The 18,518-nt window shown below is 66.2% G+C and carries 14 protein-coding genes; 6 read left to right on the top strand and 8 right to left on the bottom strand.

All coding sequences use genetic code 11. The features are described from left to right. Nucleotides 1–12: 12 nt before the first annotated feature. From LLH00_18660 to LLH00_18680, 5 genes are all read right to left on the bottom strand, one after another. Entirely contained in the window at nucleotides 13–978 is a 966-nt protein-coding gene (locus tag LLH00_18660) for a family 43 glycosylhydrolase (protein MCE5273305.1), read from the bottom strand. A gap of 341 nt (nucleotides 979–1,319) precedes the next feature. Continuing rightward, nucleotides 1,320–2,234 carry a bifunctional molybdenum cofactor biosynthesis protein MoaC/MoaB gene (gene moaCB, locus LLH00_18665; GenBank protein MCE5273306.1) on the bottom strand — a complete coding sequence of 305 codons (915 nt, stop codon included), beginning with the start codon at nucleotides 2,232–2,234 and terminating at the stop codon, nucleotides 1,320–1,322. Between the two features lie 40 nt (nucleotides 2,235–2,274). After that, nucleotides 2,275–5,511, bottom strand: a complete 3,237-nt coding sequence (locus tag LLH00_18670; protein MCE5273307.1) for a UvrD-helicase domain-containing protein — start codon at nucleotides 5,509–5,511, stop codon at nucleotides 2,275–2,277. Continuing rightward, nucleotides 5,508–8,600: a PD-(D/E)XK nuclease family protein gene (locus LLH00_18675; GenBank protein ID MCE5273308.1), complete on the bottom strand. Its 3,093-nt coding sequence runs from the start codon at nucleotides 8,598–8,600 to the stop codon at nucleotides 5,508–5,510. Before LLH00_18675 ends, LLH00_18670 begins: the two co-directional genes overlap by 4 nt. Nucleotides 8,601–8,720: 120 nt before the next feature. Further along, a complete protein-coding gene (locus LLH00_18680) occupies nucleotides 8,721–10,103 on the bottom strand; it encodes a DUF3365 domain-containing protein (GenBank protein ID MCE5273309.1) in 1,383 nt (460 codons plus the stop codon). 333 nt (nucleotides 10,104–10,436) lie between these two features. Here LLH00_18680 and LLH00_18685 point away from each other — a divergent pair, with 333 nt between their 5' ends. Beyond that, nucleotides 10,437–11,024 (top strand): PepSY-associated TM helix domain-containing protein, encoded by a 588-nt coding sequence (locus LLH00_18685; protein MCE5273310.1) that lies wholly within the window; start codon nucleotides 10,437–10,439, stop codon nucleotides 11,022–11,024. Between the two features lie 2 nt (nucleotides 11,025–11,026). Continuing rightward, nucleotides 11,027–11,608 carry a PepSY-associated TM helix domain-containing protein gene (locus LLH00_18690; GenBank protein MCE5273311.1) on the top strand — a complete coding sequence of 194 codons (582 nt, stop codon included), beginning with the start codon at nucleotides 11,027–11,029 and terminating at the stop codon, nucleotides 11,606–11,608. A gap of 230 nt (nucleotides 11,609–11,838) precedes the next feature. Here the strand turns inward: LLH00_18690 and LLH00_18695 are convergent, their stop codons facing one another. Genes LLH00_18695 through LLH00_18705 form a run of 3 tightly spaced genes read right to left on the bottom strand, consistent with a single transcriptional unit; the run spans nucleotide 11,839 to nucleotide 14,166 of the window. Then, nucleotides 11,839–12,207 carry a cytochrome c family protein gene (locus LLH00_18695; GenBank protein ID MCE5273312.1) on the bottom strand — a complete coding sequence of 123 codons (369 nt, stop codon included), beginning with the start codon at nucleotides 12,205–12,207 and terminating at the stop codon, nucleotides 11,839–11,841. 28 nt (nucleotides 12,208–12,235) lie between these two features. Beyond that, complete coding sequence (gene hybB, locus LLH00_18700; GenBank protein MCE5273313.1) at nucleotides 12,236–13,384, bottom strand: Ni/Fe-hydrogenase cytochrome b subunit; 1,149 nt, start codon at nucleotides 13,382–13,384, stop codon at nucleotides 12,236–12,238. Then, nucleotides 13,381–14,166, bottom strand: coding sequence for a 4Fe-4S dicluster domain-containing protein (locus LLH00_18705; protein MCE5273314.1), 786 nt, complete (start codon nucleotides 14,164–14,166; stop codon nucleotides 13,381–13,383). Before LLH00_18705 ends, hybB begins: the two co-directional genes overlap by 4 nt. Nucleotides 14,167–14,828: 662 nt before the next feature. On the opposite strand from LLH00_18705, the gene LLH00_18710 reads away from it, so the two are divergent. From LLH00_18710 to LLH00_18725, 4 genes are all read left to right on the top strand, one after another. Then, a complete protein-coding gene (locus tag LLH00_18710) occupies nucleotides 14,829–16,097 on the top strand; it encodes a cytochrome c3 family protein (GenBank protein MCE5273315.1) in 1,269 nt (422 codons plus the stop codon). Further along, on the top strand, nucleotides 16,094–17,353 hold the full coding sequence (locus LLH00_18715; protein MCE5273316.1) for a cytochrome c3 family protein: 1,260 nt from the start codon (nucleotides 16,094–16,096) through the stop codon (nucleotides 17,351–17,353). Before LLH00_18710 ends, LLH00_18715 begins: the two co-directional genes overlap by 4 nt. Beyond that, a complete protein-coding gene (locus LLH00_18720; GenBank protein ID MCE5273317.1) occupies nucleotides 17,350–18,153 on the top strand; it encodes a cytochrome b/b6 domain-containing protein in 804 nt (267 codons plus the stop codon). The genes LLH00_18715 and LLH00_18720 overlap by 4 nt, the downstream gene beginning before the upstream one ends. A 42-nt stretch (nucleotides 18,154–18,195) precedes the next feature. After that, on the top strand, nucleotides 18,196–18,518 hold a 323-nt coding region (locus LLH00_18725), incomplete at its 3' end, for a hypothetical protein (protein ID MCE5273318.1).

Raw genomic sequence — 18,518 nt, forward strand, 5'->3', positions numbered from 1 at the left:
CCAGGAGAGGATTCACTGCTCCACGCTCGGATACCCCCGGCTATCCCAGGTGATCGGCGCGACCCAGGGATAACGGCCGGTCCTTTCCTTGTCCCAGGCGTGGTAGCAGACCCACCAGGCGCCGTCCGGCCCGACAAACACCGAGTTGTGCCCCGGCCCCCACTGGCCCTCCACGGTGTGAAGCAGGGCGTACGGCTCACCATCCGAGCCGCGCATCCGCTCCCAGGGCCCGTCGAGGCTCGACGAGCGCGCCACGGTCACGTGGTAGGAGCCATCGCGCCAGTTGCCGCGGCTGGAGAACAGGTAGAACACGCCCTCGCGCCGGATCACGAACGGTCCCTCCTCCCATTCCACTGTCTCATCCGGGAACACCAGCCTGGGCTCGTTCGCCAGGTGCAGCGGATCGACAAAGCGGTCCACCAGGAGCTGGCCCACGTGCGGGTTGCCCTCGTTGCCGGTATAGAAAAGGCGGCCGTCCTGCGGTGTTAAAAACTGCGGGTCCCCGTCAATGGAGGGCTGCTGCACGAGCTTGGCCCCGCTGTCCAGGTAGGGGCCCTCGATCCGCTCGGACACGGCCACCCGCACGTAGCGGCGCTCCGGGTCGCCATCCGAATCGGAGGTGTAGTAGAAATAGAACTTCCCCTCCAGCTCCACGAACTCCGGGGCCCAGTAGTTGGCCTTGTGGCTGCCCTCGTACTCCGGGCGGACCAGAACCGGGCCGAGTTCCTCCCACTTTTTGAGGTCCGGGGAGCGGAACATCAGGTAGCGGCGCTCCTCGACTCCTTTTTTGTGCTCGGTGCCCACCAGGAACCAGAAATCACCCCGGCGCAGCATGAACGGGTCGGCGACCGGGCAGCCGGTGTCCAGGCGCCAGGGCTTGACCGGCGCGCCGGTTTCGGCAGCCGCGCTCAACTTTGCCCCTATCGCCGCGGCCAGAAGCGGCCCGCCGGCCAGTCCCAGAAAGAACCGTCGCTGCAAGGTGCACCTCATTGATAATATGACCCTTTGAGAGCAGGCGTAATGTCAAGATGCAGACGTAACATCCTACTCTTCTTTCGTTTCGGCGAAAGAAGCAAAGCCAGCGGGGGCGCGAACTCGTCCCGGCCACGTCTCCTCTTCGACTTCAAGTGTCTACGGAATTCTGATTCCGCTCCAGAGTTGCAGGGCGGCGCTGCCGCGAATCGCCACCACACCGCAAGCATATCTGGGCCAAGATGTTTCACGCGCTCAGACCCACGCTGCCTTTGCGGGAGGCTCAGACAGATGCGGCCCCCAAAGACAACTGCGCCCGGCCCTGCACAGGCTCGCGTTAATCCGGCTCATTGGTTGTGGCCCTCTCCGGCCAGCATGCGCAAAGCGTGAAAGAGCGCCGGGAACAGGGCATCCAGCGATTCCATCACCCCGCCGGGCGAGCCGGGCAGGTTGACGATCAGAGTGTTGCCGCGAAGCCCGGCCCGCCCGCGCGAGAGCATGGCAAGCGGCGATCTCTCGCCGCCGTAGACCCGCGCCGCCTCGACAATCCCCGGGGCCTCGCGCTCGATCACGCTCTCCATGGCCTCGGGGGTGACATCCCGCGGCCCGGCCCCGGTGCCGCCGGTGGTGAGCACCAGGTCGAGCTTGGCCTCATCGGCCAGGCGAACCAGGGCTTCGCGCACTTTTTCGGCATCATCCGGCACGATCACATATTCCGGCACCGCGAACCCGTCCGTCTCCAGGCGCTCCACGATCAGCCGCCCGGAACCGTCGCTGCGGCGGCCCTCTGCCACCGAGTCGGAGACCACCAGCACCCCGGCCCGCGCCCCCCGCGGCGGCTCGCTGTCCCAGCCGGACTTGCCGCCGGTCTTGGAGACCAGCCGCACCTCGCGTATCTCCATCGTGGTGTCGAGCATCTTGAGCATGTCGTACAGGGTGAGCGCGGCCACCGCGGCCGCGGTGAGGGCCTCCATCTCCACGCCGGTCTTGTGGATCGCTTTCACCTCGGCGCGCACCTTGATCCAGTCGTCGCCGAAAGTGTAGCTCACCCCGGCGTAATCCAGGGGCAGGGGATGGCAGTAGGGAATTATTGAAGGAGTGTTCTTGGCCGCCTGGACCGCGGCCACGCGGGCCACCTCCTGCGGGTCGCCCTTGGGCACACGGCCCTCGCGGATCAGGCCGATGGTCTCGGGCTGAAGGCTCAGCACCGCCTCGGCCACGGCGATCCTGAGAGTCCTTATCTTGCGTGAGACATCCCGCACGTTGCACCTCCGGCGCTCGAATTGGGCTGATTGTGTCCGGTCAGATTTTAATGTATGTCCCCTCGCCGGTAAAGAAAAGCCCGCACTCGGCCACCGGCTCGCCGGTCATGCGCCGCCAGTAGTCGGCGTAGAGGCGCACCTGGGGGGCGTGACGCTCGACCAGGGGCCCGAAACCAGCCGCTCCAGGCCGCTCGGTCTTGTAGTCCACTATCACCCAGCCGGCGCTCTCGCGGAACAGAAGGTCGATCTGGCCGCGGACAATCTGGGGCCGCCCGGGCGGACTGTCCGGGGCGAGCACAGTGAACGGGGCCTCGGTCAGGCAGAGGGATGCCGCCCGGGCGCGGGCCCAGAGAGGCGAGCCAACCACGGCCCGCACGGTCTCGATGGCGCTCTCCAGCCGGGACTGCTCCAGTTCCTGTTCTCGCAGGACCGCACGGGCCAGGTTGTGCAGATCAGCTCCCGGGTGCGCCATGGCCGCCTGCAGTAGCTGGTGCACCACCGAGCCGAACTCGGCCCCGGAGCCTGAGGCCACGTAGGAATCCTCGCCCGTGACTCCGGCTTTTTTTCGGGCGGCCAGAATGTCATAGCTGGGCTGCGCGGCGATGCTCCAGGCCGCCTGTATCTCAGTTTCCGCCTGTATAGGGTCGGGCAGGGTGAAGGCGGCAGCCGGCCCGGCCTCGCCCGCCTGCGGCCCGGGCGCGGGCAGCTCCGCGGCTCCCTCCAGTACTGGGGCGAAATAGTTCCAGGGGTTGCGGTTATTGTAGCTGGCGCGCTGGGTGACCACCAGCATCGAGCCGGCCCGGGTGGCGGCCACGTACAGAAGGCGCAGGTGCTCGGCCTCCAGGAACTGCTTTTCGCGCGCGGCAAAAGTCTCCCAGTCCGGGTGGCAGGCCACCGGACGAGAGGCATACGGTCCGTAGCTTTCGCTGATCAGAAGGTAGCCGCGGGGGTTGCCGCCGCCGCGGTCCACGTGCACCTCGGGCTCGCGGCCGCCGCTGTCCGCGCCGGAGGGATCGGCCAGGAACACCACCGGCGCCTCGAGGCCCTTGGCCTGATGCAGGTTCATTAGCCTGACCGCCGGGCCGCCCGCGCCTGCGGCGCTGAGGCTTTCCTCCTGGCGCTTCCCGTAGGCCAGCTCGCCCAGGCGCTCGACCGCCGCGGCCAGGCCCTCGCGTCCCACCGCCCGGACCAGCTCCAGGGCGCGGGCCAGGCTCCCGGCCTGCATGTCTCCTCCCCCGGCGGCCACGGCCGAGGCGAAAAGGCCCAGCCGCGCGGCTATGCGGTGGAAAGCCGCCACCACCGGGAGCTGACGCAGCCAGAGGGCGCACTCTTTCAGCGTGTCGAAGATGCCGGCCAGACTGTCACGCAGGGCGGGCTCCAGGCCGGCGGGCGGGGTTCGGCGGTAGTCGAACCGTCCCCCGGCGCGCACGAACGCGTAAAGCTCGCGGTCGCTCAGGCCGAACGCCGCGCTGCGCAACAGCGCCGCCAGGCGCACCGGGTCATCCGGCCGGACCAGGGCGGAAAGGGCCAGGTGCAGCATTTTGAGTTCCTCAACCCGGTCCAGCGCCCCCCCACCGGTGGCGGCGCAGGGCAGCCCGACCGACTCCAGGGCGGCGGCGAAATCGCGCAGATGCTTGCGGTTGCGGGTGATGATCAGGAAGTCTCCCGGCTTGGCCGCTGGAGGCACCCCGCGTTCGAGCTGGGCCGCCGTGCGGGGCAGGCCCGCGCCGCTGTCCACGGCCTGACGGATGAACCGCGCCACCTGCAGGCTCTCCACCCGGGTGATCTGGCTCACCTCTTTCGGCAAGCGCAGGGCACGTATCCCCGACAGCTCGCCGGGGCTTTCCGGCTGGCGGCCGGGCAGAAGGGGCATCCACTCGGGCGAGCAGTCCCCGGCCCGCGCGGCGAAAGCCTCCTCGAACGCCCCGTTCACCCAGCCGATAATCTCCGGGTCGGAGCGGAAATTGGCGCTCAAGGCCACCCGCAGTCCACCCGCGGCCTCGATCCGGCCGCGCACCTGGTTGTAGGTGACTATATCGGCGCGGCGGAAACGGTAGATCGACTGCTTGGGGTCGCCCACCACGAACAGAGAGCCGGGCGCGGGTACGCAGCGCCGCCAGTCGGTTTCCTGCGGGTCGGTGGCGGTGAGCAGCAGAAGCACCTCGGCCTGAAGGGGGTCGGTGTCCTGGAACTCATCCACCAGCACGTGGCTGAACCGCGCGCGGAAATACCGCCGCACCGCCGGGTTGTCGCGCAGAAGCGCCGCCGCCCGGCAGAGCAGGTCCTGGTAGCTGAGCAGGCCGCGCGATTCCAGAAGGCCGCGGTAGGCTTTCCGCCCCTCCAGGGCGAAACCCAGGGCCGCCTGATAGCGGTGCGCCCGCCAGCGCTCCAGCCAGGGCGCGGCGTGCTCGCTGCGGAATGTCTCCCAGCGTTCCAGTTCTTCCCCGGCCTGGGCCTTTTTCCCGGGCCAGATTTTCTGGACTGTCTTGACTTTCTTGAACGCCTCCAGCACCTCGGCCAGGCCGGCCGGCTCATCGAGGTCGCGGGCCCGCACCAGGCGGGTCACCAGACGGCCCGTGGGGATCAGCTCATCGTTGCCCGTGTCCTCCGGCAGATCGAGCGAGTCAAAATGGGCGCACCAGCGTCGCAGTTCGGCGATCACTGCCGCACTGCCTGTCAGCGGGACCTCCGGGGCGGGCCAGGCGTCATCCCCCAGGTCGCCGAAACGGCAGAGGTTGCGGTAGGCGCTCTCCAGGACTGAGGGCTCCAGGCCCAGGGCCTCCAGACGGTCGAGCCAGGGACTGTCGGCGGCGTAGATCCCGGCCAGGAACTCCTGCCAGGCCTCGGCCATCACCCGCTCATCGGTCTCGTCATCCGCCTCCTCGAAGCCCACCCGCACGCCGGCCTCCACTGGGCGCTCCCGCAGAAGGCGCGCGCAGAACGAGTGGATCGTGCCGATGAAGCAGCGGTCGAGGCTCCCGAGGGCCGCGGCCAGACGCGCGCGCTCCTGCGGCTCCGCGGAGGCGGCGGCTCGTCGCTCCAGCGCGGCCACGAACCGCCCGCGCAGCTCGGAGGCGGCCTTGCGGGTGAATGTCACCGCGGCGATGCTCTCCACCCGGCAGCTCCCCGCGGCGAGCAGGGCCAGCAGACGGTCGACCATCTTGGTGGTCTTGCCCGTGCCCGCGGCGGCCTCCACCAGGAGGCAGCGGGTCAGCTCCCGGTCGATCAGCTCGCGCTGGGCTTGGTCCGGGGGCGCGCTGTGAGGGTTGCCGCTCATGCCTCCCCTTTCTCCGGCCGCAGAAGGCGGAACGGTTCGAGGGCCGTGTTTTCGAGATTGCGCCGCTTGTCCGAGGAGGCAGCCACGGTGCGGTGAAGGTCGCCGCAGGCGGCCCGGTAGTCGCAATTGACACAGTCGGGCGGGTCGCCGGAGGTGCTGTCGGCATCCGTGGCGATAAAGGCCCCCGCGGCCAGGCTATCGCAGAGGTGGGTCAGGGTGTCGCCCCATTCCACCAAATCCTCGCGACGCCAGCGCAGGCGCCGCCCCTGTCCGCGCGGCCCGGGGAAGAAAAACCCGAACGCCGCGGCCCGCGCCGATTCGCCATGCAGCCCGCGCAGCGCCCCTCCGGCCAGCTCCAGGTAAAGGGCGGGCTGGACCACCCGCCCCTGCTTGAGCGGGTCGGACAGGCTGAACCGGCTTGCACTCCCGGTCTTGTAATCCCAGATCACGAAAGCGCCGTCCGGCTCGCGGTCCACCCGGTCGATCCGTCCGCGCAGACGCAGCGTGCGGCCATCCGGCAGGCGAATCGCTCCCGGGGCTTCGCTCGTGTCCCCGGCCTGGGGGTCCTCCTGCATGCCGATCGACCATTCCAGGTAGAACGGCGTGCTACGGCGGCAGTGCTCGGCCTCCTCGGCCAGGAATACTGCCGCGGTGCGCTCCAGCTCGCGGCGACGGCGATGGTAAGCCCCCTCGGTGGCGGGCGGGTACTGCGCGCGGTAGCGGCCGACCACACGCTCAAGGGTCGCGGCCAGAAGATCACGTTGCGCGGGGGTATCCTCCGGTTTCGCCCCCTGTTCGATCAGGCTACGGATAAATTTATGGAAGACCTCGTGCAGAAGGCTGCCGGCCTGGCGGTGGTCCAGCCAGAGCGACAGGTCGGCGTCGTAATCCTCGGGTGGCTTGAGCCTGAGGGCGTATTGGAAAAAATAGGCCAGCGGGCAGCGTCCCAGGTGCTCGAACGCGGAAGGCGACATCACGCGGTCAGAAGCAAGAGTCGGGTCGAGGTCGCGCCCGGCCTCGGGCACGAACCCGTCATAGCCGGTCAGGTGGCCGCTGTGCCGGGCCCGGTCCGCGAGCCGCCCCTGTTCCAAAAACGGGAAACACTTTTCCACCACCGGCCGGGCCGCGTCGGCGGAGCCGTGCGGGCAGAGTTCGCGCAACCACCATTCACTTCCATCCAGGCAGGCCTGGCCCGGCGCAGGGGCGAAAGAGGCCGCCGCGGGCAGGTATTCCAGCATGCGGCCCTGGTCGGCCTCCGGCTCGCCGGACAGACGGCGGAAAATCTGCAGTAGGACCGGGCTGGGGAACATCTCGCGGCTGTCCTCCAGGCTGCGGCAGGAAAAACCCAGGTGCAGCTCGCCGCTCAGCCCCCCGATCAGGTCGCAGAAATCGGCCAGGCCCTGTTCCTGGCGCGCCGCAGCGGTAGGAAGGCTCCCGGACAGGACCGTGCGCTCGCTATCCAGAAGAACCGGGTCCTGGATCGCACCGCCGGGGAAACGGCTGTCATCCAGACCGAGGATGAAAGTCACCGGACGGCCGCTGTGGCCGCCCGAGCGCAGGTTGGCCACGTGCAGGCAGCCGGGCGCGGGGTTGGCCCCCAGCACGCTGACCGAATCAAGAAGCCCGGCCAGATGCGCACGCAGGTCGAGGCCGCCGCCGCTTTCGGAAGCCCAGGGGCGCAACTCATCCAGGCGCTCGCAGAGAGACTTGCGGGCGAAATTGTCCGGCTCGCCGGAGGTGCGTGCGAAACGTTCGAGGAAGTCTGCCGCCCGCGCCAGAAGAACCGGATCATGTGGGTCGAGTTCAGGGGTTATATCCAGCAGGCGTCCCGTGAAGTCTTTCAGCCAGCGGGTCAGCTCGATCTGGCGGGAAAGGCTTTCCGCTCCGGATGGATCGCTGTCCTCATCCGTTTGCCCGCTGGTTTTCAAGCGGCTTTGCAGGTTCTCCAGCCAGACGGCGAGGCCCGGACTGTAGCGGCTGCGGCCCAGGCCCAGGGGGACCCGGCGCAGAACGGCGGCCAGCTCGGCGCCCGAGGCCGGGGCCTGTCCCAGCTCCAGAAGCCCCTCCTGCAGCATCCCGGTCAGGGCGCTCTGCGGGTAACCCTGCGCCTGCCAGTCGAGCCAGGCGGCCAGGGCGCGCCCAGGACGGGTCAGGCGCAGGGGGATGCCCTCGGCGAAAGTGAGCGGCAACCCGAGCGGGCTGTTCCACTCTCCCGCGGGCAGGCAGGCCCGAACGATCTCGTAGAACAGCGGCACGTAGACCGCGCTGTCGGTGTGAAGGACCTCCACCCGGTCCAGGGGCGCGCCGGAGCCGAGCACTTCCCGCAGCACCGCGCGCACCTCGTTCGACTCGCCCACCGCGCGGAAAATCGAGGTGTGCAGAGCGTCTCCGCCCTCCGGGGCCAGGGCAGCCCCCAGGCGCTGCGGGTCGAAACCGCGCCGGACACAGGCATCCTCATTCTCAGTCCGCAACAGGCAGCCGGGAGGCAGAAGGCCGAGCAGGCGTTTTTCCAGGCGGGAGAGACGGGGGCAGCCGGGCAGCAGCACCCGCAAAAGCGCGGGCAGAGCCGTGCTGTCGTTCTGCAGTCGAGCCGAGGCCAGCTCCAGCAGCCCGGCGTAATCGGTCAGGCGGCGGCGTTCCAGCTCGCGCAGGTATTCAGTCAGCAGAAGGCGCAGGTCCTCGGCCTTGCCCGGGTCCTCGAAACGGCGCGGGGCGAGCGCCTCCGGGCTCAGGCCAGCCAGGCGCAGGTCGGTCAACGCCCCCAGCAGGGTGTCGAACAGGCCCTCCCCGGCCGGTTGGGCCAGAAGGTAGCCCGAGCCCCGTCCGCGCAGGCGCTCGAACAGCACCCCGACCAGGAACGTGCCCACGCTCCGGGAAAGGAATCCCAGCCCGAGACCGGCCAGCCGCGGCGCGGCCAGCTCGAAAGCCATGAAGCGCAGGGTGCGCACCCGCATATTGATCGCAGGGGTCCCGTCTGCGGCCAGACGGTCGAGCCACTGGTAACCCACGCGGCGCGAGGGGGCGAGCAGCCATTTTTCGGTGAGCGGGTGCGTGCGGCACAGCTCGGACAGGGTCTCGGTCAGCCGCATCTTGGTCTCTCCAGGCCGGGAATTCGATAACCGCGCTGGATAAACCTACAACGATAGGGGCCTCAACTCCAGACCAAAATGTGCGGATGGAGATAATAAAACACGGCTGGCCGCGGCGGCTCACTCGCCGGGAGGTTCGGTGGAGGAAGATTTTTCGAGGTCCACGATATGGCTCTTACCCACGTAATCGGCGGTGCGGTAGCGCGAGATGCCGTGGAGCTTCTTGACGATGTCGGCCACGCGGAGCACCTGCTCGCGGATGGTGACAAGGGACTGGGTGTTCGATTTACCGCAGGTGCAGGCCTTGGCGTTCATGATCGCCAGCTCGCTGTAGCCCAGGGCGGCCTGCAGGGGCTGGTTGATCTCGTGGCAGGTCGCGCCGGCCAGGGCCAGGGCCGCGGACAGGCGCTCGCGCTTGAGGCTTTCCTCCTGGTTCTTTTTCGTCTCGGTCATGTCGGTGAACATCAGCCGCATCCCGTCGTTGAATCCACCGCTGTCGTAGATGCGGCTGAAACGGCACCAAGCCGGAATCTGCCGCCGCTCGGTGGCCAGCACCAGCACCTCGCCCTCCCAGAAATCGAGCTTGCCGTCCAGGATGTCGGTCACGTGAGTCGCAGCCGCCGGCTCGTCGAACAGGGCGTCTATTCCGCCGCTTTTCATGTCTTCGAGCGTGCGGCTGAACAGCAGGATGAAAGCCGGGTTGGTGTACACGGCCTGGCCGGATTCATCGGTTATCAGGATCGCCTCGCTGGCGCATTCCACAGCCGAGCGGATACGGGTCAGCTCGCGCTGGACCTCCGAGTGGACACGCCTCTGACGGCCGAAACGCAGCCCGACCCAGAGCAGCCCCGAAAGACCGATAACCCACAGCACAAGATACGACAATCCTGTTTCCAGCAGGTGCATCCGCGCCACTCTGGTCGGACCGTCCAGCGGCAGCGAGATGCTCAGGCCGTTCTGGACCCCGTCCCGGCCGCCGTGGCAGGTGGAGCATTCATCCGCCCACTTGACCGGGCCCATGAAACGCAAATAGTTATGGCCCTCCTTGCGGGCCACGGCGTGCACCTCGCTGCTGCCACCCGCCAATTGCACCAGGGCCTCACGCTCCCAGTCATCGGGACGGTTTTCCTCGTCGAGCGGCTGCTGGCTGGTCAGGTGCAGAAAGGCGCCCGTAACGCCGAAACAAGCCACCGAAAAGTGGCCGGACGAAATTCTCAACCTGTCCAGAGTTGCCGCAGTCACGCCGGCGCCGGTCTGCTGCGGCGCTGAAAACGGCGTCTGCACCTGGCTGGTATCTCTTTTACCGGTCAACCAGTCCATGAGCAGCAACTCGCGCTTGAAAGATTCCCGCGCCTCGTTCAGGGCGTATTCCTCTTTCAGATTGCGCTGGGTGTAACAAAACCAGGCAAAGGACAGGGCGACCAGCATGGTCCAGACCAGCGCCAGGGAACGGATTCCGCCCCGGGTGATGGAGATGTCCTCTTTTTCATCCAATTCAGTCATAAATATTCCAGCGTTAGTTACCTTCGGCTTTCTCGCCGCCGCGGACAAAACAGCGGAGTGACAAAAGACTCCAGGATTCCAACTTAGCATGACGCATGCCACAATCCGGAATACCGTTAATCACTTAAGCCGCAAACATCTATGCCCCTCACGCCAATAGATCCTGTCCTGATTGAGCCGTTTATCCCGCCCGCGGCTGTACGAAATCGCGCACTGTGTCGGACGGCCCGTTTCACTTTGCTATAACCGTTATGATAATTCTGGCGTTTAATGCCGAAAGGAATATAATTGGCCTGCGCGCCATAGAAAGTGTTCCCCATCCAGGAGGTGCCGATGCGCAAGTGGCTGTACCGCATCCATATGTACGGCGGCCTGCTCTGTTTCCCCTACCTGATCGTGTTCGGGTTCAGTTCGCTCAATTTCAACCACCGTTTCGCGTTCGCCAATCACGAGCCGACTCTGGCAAGCTGGGAGGCCGCCGTGCGCGTGGCCGGGCTCGGGGAGGACATGCCGCAGGCCGAGGCTCTGCGCGACTCGCTGGGCCTGATGGGCTGGCCGCTGCCCTGGGAGACTGAACGGGACTCCGGAGGGGTGTTCCAGTTCGGGCTTTCCAGGCCCGGCAAGCACTACACGGTGCACTACTACCCCGCGCGTGGGTTCGCCCGGGTGGAGGAGCAGCGTTTCGGGTTCTGGCGTGTGTTCGGCAACCTTCACGCCATGGAGCGGATCCCAGGCTCACGTTTCAGCGCCCTCTGGCCCTGGTATACGGAGTTCTGCACTTTCTTTGTCCTGTTCGCCGGCGTGAGCGGAATAGCGCTCTGGACCCAGGGCCGGCGCGAGCGGCTGTCCGGGCTGGTCGTGCTGGCCGCGGTGAGCGTTCTGTCGCTCCTGTTCATGCTTCTTGTCTGGCTGAGGGGGTGAGAATGCGGGAGATACTGCGGAAAATCCACCTTTACGCAGGACTGGCCGCGGCCGCTTTCCTGATGATGTATTTCGTGACCGGGCTGGCCCTGGTCCACGAGAGCTGGTTCCCGCGCACGGACCCGGAAAGGACTGTCCGGAGCGAGCGCCTGGAGCTGAAAGGCAACCTGGAGCCGGAGCAGCTGGCCTCGGTGCTGGAGCTGCGTTTCGGCATCCGGGGTAAGCGCCTGGCCCCGCGCGGCCTGCCGGACGGCTCCTGGCAGCTGGACTGGATGCGTCCCGGCCTGGGCGTCCAGGCGCGGGTCTGGGCCTCGGGCGACAGCCTGACCCTGACCACCACCCGCCAGGGTCTGCGCGGCACCCTGGTCGGTTTCCACCGTCTGCACGGCTACGGCGGCGGGGCGCTCTACGACCTGTGGGCATTCATGTACGATTTTTCGAGCGCCGCGCTGATCCTGTTCGCGGCCAGCGGGCTGTGGATCTGGTTCGGGCGGCGGGAGAAAAGTGGGGCGGGCTGGCTCTGCCTGGCCGCGGGGCTGGGGCTCACTGCGGCGATGGTGCTGTATTTCCTGCTGATGCCGTAATACTGATTCGCGTTGAACCCGGGAACAAAGAAAAATCGCGTAGGGGCGGCCCCCAGTGGCCGCCCGAAACAAACAGGGCAGGCACAGGGGCCTGCCCCTACAAAAACAGAAGCGCTTCCGAACCAATGCCTCTTGAAGGCAAACCGGTATAAACGGCAAGGGGCGGGTTTGAAACCCGCCCCCACGCATGGACGCCCCTTCGGATCAAGTCTCGTTCCAGATCGTTGCCTCTACTGCTTGTGGCACTCGTCACACTCGCGCGGCCCCACCTCCATCGCACGGTGGCAGTTCAGGCAGTTCTTGTGCAGCGCCACCTTGAGCTCCTCCACCTCCACCATGTTGATCTCCTTGCTGTGGCAGTGGTCGCAGGACTCGACATGGTGGCACTCGATGCACTCCAGGCCGTAGCCCTGCACGTGGGTCTCGTGGTCGAACACGATCTGGGTGCCGCCCTTGTACTGGGTCTGGAACACGTGGACCTTGGGCGGCTGCTTGATCTTGGCCTCGATGTTGTAGCCCAGGCGCATGTTGGCCCGGATGAGCACCACGTTGGCCACGGCCATCAGCACGAAGCCGATCAACAGGAGCCTCTTCACCATCTGTACCTCGCACGTTCGAGTGAAAGGGTTACGCCCCGGCCGACTCCCGGCCCTCTTCCTCGGGGAAGATCGGCAGGTACTTGGCGCAGAGGATGAACACGATGAACCCGCCGGTAACCAGGAACAGCGAGAGCCAGATCTCCGACCAGGAGGGGAAATAGCTGAAACCTGCCGAGCGCGCCATGCCGACAACGCTCACGTTCAGACGGTTGGTCAGCACGGCCAGCACGGTGGAAAGCCCCGAGACAAACAGCACCGAGGGCCGCATCCGGTTGCGGAAAGCGAGCATCAGCACCAGCGGCAGCACGAACAGGCTCATTTCAAGCAGGAAAGCCCAGCTTTCGAGTTTCCCGCTGAACACGGCCGACAGCGGCACCCGGCCCCAGAGGTCCTGCAGCCGCACCACCAGGTGCAGCATCAGGGCCACCACCATGAACTGGCCCAGGTCCACCAGGATCTTGGTCTCCAGGCTCTTGCGGAACAGGAAACTGGAAACGTAGCTCTCGACTATCACCATGGCGAAACCCACTGTCACCGCGCTCAGGAAAAAGTGCAGCGGCAGCAGCGGTGTGTACCACAGCGGGTGCAGCTTGAGCGGCACGATCAGGAACACCGTTCCCAGCGAGCTCTGGTGCAGGGTGGAAAGCAGCACGCCCGCGATCACGATGGGCAGGGTGAACGAGTGCACCGCGCGCAGCATCCGCTGCGAGCCCAGCTTTTCCAGCACCACCGGGCTGAACTCCAGGGCCAGCACCGTGGAATAGAGCATCACGCACCAGGCCACCTCGAACATCACCGAGTGCGGGTTCCACATGATCAGCGGGTGCCAGATGTTCCAGGGCTTGCCGATGTCGTACAGAAGGCCCAGGCTGACCAGGATGTAGCCCAGGAACGCAGTGAGCACGGTGGGGCGCACCACGCTGCGGTAGCGCTCGAAATTCAGCAGGTGCACGGTGCCGGTCAGCACGAACCCGCCCGCGGCCAGGGCCACCCCGCCCAGGACATCGAACCCGATCCAGAAGCCCCAGGGCTGGTGGTCGTTGAGCGCGGTGACCGCGCCCAGCCCGCCGAAAAAGCGCAGGAAAGTGAGCACCACGCCCACTCCCAGAATAATCAGCATGGCGGGCAGCAGGATATGACGGCCCTTGACGTCCAGGATACGCCACAGTTCCCTCATTGTCCGCCCCCTTTCCGGGAGCGCGGCTCGGTGCCGTCCGGCAGGTCTTCCCCGCCGGTCTTCTCGAGCTGTATGCGGCGGTTGATGATCCAGCTGATCCCGCCCAGGAGCACCCCGCCGGTGACCACGATCCCCGGGATGCGGCTGAGCACGGCCCAGGTGAGCGTGGGCAGCGGCTCATCGCCCAGTTTCATCGGGAAACCGAGCCGCTCGAACGGGACGCTTGACAGCATCAGCACACTGGTCCCGCCGGCATCATGCTCGCCGTAGATATAATTGACGTAGCGCTCCGGCCGCAGGGCGATGCGGGCTCGGGCGATCTCCAGCAGGTGGCTGCGCCGTCCCATGCGGGTCGCCCCCATCGGGCAGACCCAGGCGCAGGCGGTCTCGCCGCCCGATTCCACCCGGCTGTGGCAGAAAATGCACTTCTCGATCACGGGCACAGGCGAATTCCAGTGGTAGCGCGGCACGCCGAACGGGCAGGCCATCATGCAGTAGCGGCAGCCCATGCACTTGTCCGCGTCGTACAGCACCGGCCCGTCCGGGCTCTTGGTCAGAGCCGCCACCGGGCAGACCGAGACGCAGGTCGGCTCCAGACAGTGCATGCACATCTTGCGGTAGTACATCTCATCGTGCTTGAGCACAACTGTGTAGTTCGCGGCCGACAGGTCCCGGTCGTTGGGCGTGCCGGTCAGGTGGTTCTCCTGGCGGCAGGCTTTGACGCATTCGCCGCAGCCGATGCACTCGGTGAAATCGATCAGTATCCCGAGCGGTTCTTCCATATACACTCCTCGAAGCGGGGTTGTCTTGAGAAGCGCTTAAAATATTCTTCTTTTCTGAAGTATGCAATTATGTTGAGCCGCTGTCGCTCCGGCTCGCTTGACATGGATTTGCCGTATATGGCATAATCAAATAAGGTGGGATTTTGAAAAACCTCTACAAAATTGTGGCCGGAACAAATATGTTGTATATTTTTGTTTAACGTAGATGCGTTGCGAAAGTAATGCAATAATTTATTCATACAAGCTTTTTCCGCCTAAATCAAAGCTTTTCAAGCAAGTAAGAACCACACACGGGAGCGGCCGCACCCGCTCCTCCCGCACTGTCGGCTGCCGGGCCGGACCGGGCGCTATCTGCCCCGGACCGCCCGTTGGGATAGATAATCTTCATGCCTCCGGGCCGGACAGTATTTCAGTCCTCTCCCGGCCGGGAAGAATGAAACCCGGAGCGTTCCGGGGCCGTTAGACTACCTGCGGCTTTCGTTGAACGGGCAGCCCTCCAGATCGAATTGTCCCGGCCATCGGGTCACGGACCCGGCGGCACGGCAACACAGTCTTCCCATATCAATTGTATCGCGCATCTCCCTCCAGGGATAGAAAGTGCCAGGCGGCGCGGCCGTTTTGCGTCCGGCCCCTGAAAGCGGGACTCAAGCACAGAGGTCAAAATGGAATGTAGAAAACGCAGAGTCGGGCGAGTTTTTTCCGGAGCCACACTCTTTCCGGTGCTGCTGGCCCTCTGGCTCGCCTCCGGGGTGACTCCCGCCGCCGCGGCCGAGGGCCTGGCCGACCAGGCCTGCCTGCACTGCCACCTCAGTCAGGACAGCCTCTGGATTGACACCCTGGCCCTGAGCCACTCTGCGCACTCCGACCAGACTTGCACCGGCTGCCACACCGATGTCACCACCCTGCCGCACCCGGCCAAACCCGGACCGGTCAACTGCCTGAACTGCCACGAAAACTCCACCGATGTCCAGGGCAAGCCGGTCGAGCGTTGGCACGACAGCGTGCACGGCCGGGCGGTGGCGGCCGCTCCCGACAGCTCCGGGGCTGCAGTCTGCACCGACTGTCACGGACGGCACGACATCCGGGGCCAGGACGACCCGCTTTCCATGGTCAACCGTCGCAACATCCCGCTCACCTGCGCCCGCTGCCACGAGGACAACCGGGTGGTGCTCAAGCACGACATCCACGCCGAGGCTCCGTATCACGAGTACGAGCGCAGCGTGCACGGCAAGGCGCTGTACAAGGACGGCCTGCTGCAGGTGGCCGCGGTCTGCACCGACTGCCACGGCGCGCACTCCATCCAGGCCGCCGGCGACAGCCTGCCCATGGCGGCCCAGCCCGCCACCTGCGGCAAGTGCCACGTGGCGGTGTACGACACCTACCGCGCCAGTATCCACGGCCAGCTGCACCTGGAACGGCACGACCCCAACGCCCCGGGCTGCATCGACTGCCACGGTGAGCACGGCATCCTGGCCCCCACCAGCAAGGAGTCCCCGATCAGCCGGGCGAATATCCCCAAGACCTGCGCCTCCTGCCACGCCGACCAGACACGTATGGCCCGGTACGATATCTCCACCGATCGCCTGGACACCTACAAGCAGAGTTTCCACGGCACGGCCACGGGCCTGGGCGACCAGAACGCGGCCAACTGCGTCAGCTGCCACGGCTGGCACGATATCTACCCGGCCTCGGACCCCCGCTCCAGCGTCAACCCGCAGAACATGCTCACCACCTGCGGCAAGTGCCATCCCAAGGCCACGGCCAATTTCATCGCCGGCAAGATTCATGTGGACGTGCGGTCCAGGAGCGCCGGGGCGGTCTTCTACCTGCGCCGGGCGATGATCTGGCTGGCCTGGGCCGTGGGCGCTTTCGTGGTTGTCTGGATGGTCCTGGACATAATCCTCAAAAAACGCCGGGGGCGGGATAAATGACCAGGCGAATACTCCTCCTCCCGGTCCTGCTGTTGCTCATCGTCCTGGCCGCCACGCTGCACGGCCAGGACACGGCTGTCTGTTTCGAGTGCCACAACGACCAGTCCGCCACCGGCTCACGCGGCGACACGCTCTATGTCGACTCCGAGCGCTGGACCGCCTCGGTCCACGCCCAGGCCGGCCTGGAGTGCACCGCCTGCCACCAGGACCTGGCCGGCGTGACCGACTGGCCACACCCGGAGAGCCTTAAGAAAGTGGACTGCTCGGCCTGCCACGACAAGGCCATGCTCGACTGGACCGGCAGCGTGCACGGCAAGGCGGCCCACGACAAGGGCGACCTTGACGCCGCCGGGTGCGCCGACTGCCACGGCTCGCACTATATCCTGCCGGTCAAGGACCCGCAGAGTCCGGTCTACCCCTCCAACCTGCCGGCCACCTGCCTGCGCTGCCACGCCGACAGCAGCCTGGGACTCAAGCACGAGGGTATGGGCAAGCCCGAAAAAGCCAGCCTCTACCTGGGAAGCGTGCACGCCCAGGCCCTGGAAAAGCGCGGCCTTGTGATCTCGGCCACCTGCTCGAGCTGCCACGGCTCACACAGCATCCAGCCGCTGGACAAGTTCCTGGCCGGCATTCCCCGCACCTGCGGCGAGTGCCACGCCGGCATCTACCGGGACTATGTGGAGGGCGTGCACGGCGCGGAGTACCTTAAAGGCAACCGGGATGTCCCGCTCTGCACCGACTGCCACGGCGAGCACGACATCCGCCCGCCGGATGACCCCGAGAGCCGGGTGAACCCGCGCCAGCTGGCCCAGGTCTGCTCGCGCTGCCACGAGGACCAGAGCCTGAGCGCCAAGTACGGCCTGCCCCTGGGACGGCTGGACAGCTATCTGACCAGCTACCACGGCGTGGCGCTCAAGCTGGGCGACATGCGTGTGGCCAACTGCGCCAGTTGCCACGGGTTCCACAACATCCGGCCCTCAAGCGACCCCAAAAGCCCGGTCAACCCGGCCAACCTGGCCGCCACCTGCGGCAAGTGCCACCCCAACGCCGGGGAGAATTTCGCCAAGGGCAAGATCCACGTGCAGGGCCAGCCGCACGAGAACCTGGGCGCTTGGCTGGTCAAGCGGGCCTATGTGCTGCTGATCCTGGCCCTGGTGGGCGGGTTCGTGGGCTACATCACGCTCGACCTGGCCGCGCGTCGCCGCAGACGGACGCAGGGCGGCGATAAAGAAGAAGGCCCGGAGAAAAAGCCATGAGCGCGCGAGAGGACGAATACGCCGACCGCCTGGTCGAACACGAGGGCCGTCTGTACTACCAGCGCTTTTCAGTGGTCCAGCGGGTCCAGCATATCCTGCTCTTTTCGAGCTTTTTCGCCCTGATCGCCACCGGCATGCCTCTGCTGTTCGCCGGCAGCCCGCTCGTGCGCCACATGTTTTTCTTCGAAGGGGCCTACGAGCTGCGCGGGCTGATCCACCGGGTTGCCGCGGTGGTGCTCCTGGCGGCGTCGGTGTTTCATGTGTTCTACGTGCTGTTCAGCGTGCGCGGCAACAGCGACCTTCGGCGCATGGTGGTCTGGATCGACGACATCCGCCAGGCGTTCGCCATGCTGAGTTTCAACCTTGGACGCAGCGGCGAGCCGCCCCGTTTCGACCGTTTCAATTTCATCGAGAAATTCGAGTACTACGCCGCGGCCTGGGGCAGCGCGATCATGCTGGCCACCGGGGCCTGCCTCTGGTTCCCGGTCCAGGCTACGCTGGTGTTCCCGCGGCCCGTGCTCGACATCATCCGTGTGATCCACGGCTTCGAGGCGATCCTGGCTTTCCTGGCGGTGATCATCTGGCACATGTACAACGTGCACCTGAACCCGGAGGTGTTCCCGATGAGCCGGGTCTGGATGAACGGCCGCATGGAGCTGGAGCACCTGGCCGAGCACCACCCGCTGGAGTTCGAGCGCATGCTGCGGCACATCCCGGCGGATATGGCCGGACGGGTGCGGGCGCAGATGGGCGTGCATTTCCCCTCCGGCCCCACAGTGTCCGGGGCCGTCACGACCTGACAGAGACAACTGAACCATTCAACTCTTTACGGAACCCGGCGCATGCACGCACTCGACCTTGAACGTTCTGTCACGAGCCGCAAAGCAGCCGCTTTTTGCCTCGTCCTGCCGCTTTTCTTACTCGGCCTGTTTGTCGCCCGGCCCGCCGCGGCCCAGGATTCCAAAGTCTGCCTGACCTGCCACGGCCAGACCGACCTGAGCACAACTGATTCCAGCGGAGCCGAGCACTCGCTCTATATCCGCGCGGCCCAGCTGGACAGCTCCAGCCACGCGTCCTTAAGCTGCGTGGACTGCCACGCCGCCCTGGCCGGAGTGGATGAGGGCGGCCACGACACCCCGGTGCCGCAGGTGGACTGTTCCACCTG

It is taken from the genome of bacterium, from assembly GCA_021372515.1.
Taxonomy (GTDB): domain Bacteria; phylum Gemmatimonadota; class Glassbacteria; order GWA2-58-10; family GWA2-58-10; genus JAJFUG01.

Bases quoted from the DNA above. Each gene is read 5' to 3' on its own strand.
- LLH00_18670 (MCE5273307.1), bottom strand. From the start codon at position 5,511: ATGAGCGGCAACCCTCACAGCGCGCCCCCGGACCAAGCCCAGCGCGAG.
- LLH00_18675 (MCE5273308.1), bottom strand. From the start codon at position 8,600: ATGCGGCTGACCGAGACCCTGTCCGAGCTGTGCCGCACGCACCCGCTC.
- LLH00_18680 (MCE5273309.1), bottom strand. From the start codon at position 10,103: ATGACTGAATTGGATGAAAAAGAGGACATCTCCATCACCCGGGGCGGA.
- LLH00_18685 (MCE5273310.1), top strand. From the start codon at position 10,437: ATGCGCAAGTGGCTGTACCGCATCCATATGTACGGCGGCCTGCTCTGT.
- LLH00_18690 (MCE5273311.1), top strand. From the start codon at position 11,027: ATGCGGGAGATACTGCGGAAAATCCACCTTTACGCAGGACTGGCCGCG.
- LLH00_18695 (MCE5273312.1), bottom strand. From the start codon at position 12,207: ATGGTGAAGAGGCTCCTGTTGATCGGCTTCGTGCTGATGGCCGTGGCC.
- hybB (MCE5273313.1), bottom strand. From the start codon at position 13,384: ATGAGGGAACTGTGGCGTATCCTGGACGTCAAGGGCCGTCATATCCTG.
- LLH00_18705 (MCE5273314.1), bottom strand. From the start codon at position 14,166: ATGGAAGAACCGCTCGGGATACTGATCGATTTCACCGAGTGCATCGGC.
- LLH00_18710 (MCE5273315.1), top strand. From the start codon at position 14,829: ATGGAATGTAGAAAACGCAGAGTCGGGCGAGTTTTTTCCGGAGCCACA.
- LLH00_18715 (MCE5273316.1), top strand. From the start codon at position 16,094: ATGACCAGGCGAATACTCCTCCTCCCGGTCCTGCTGTTGCTCATCGTC.
- LLH00_18720 (MCE5273317.1), top strand. From the start codon at position 17,350: ATGAGCGCGCGAGAGGACGAATACGCCGACCGCCTGGTCGAACACGAG.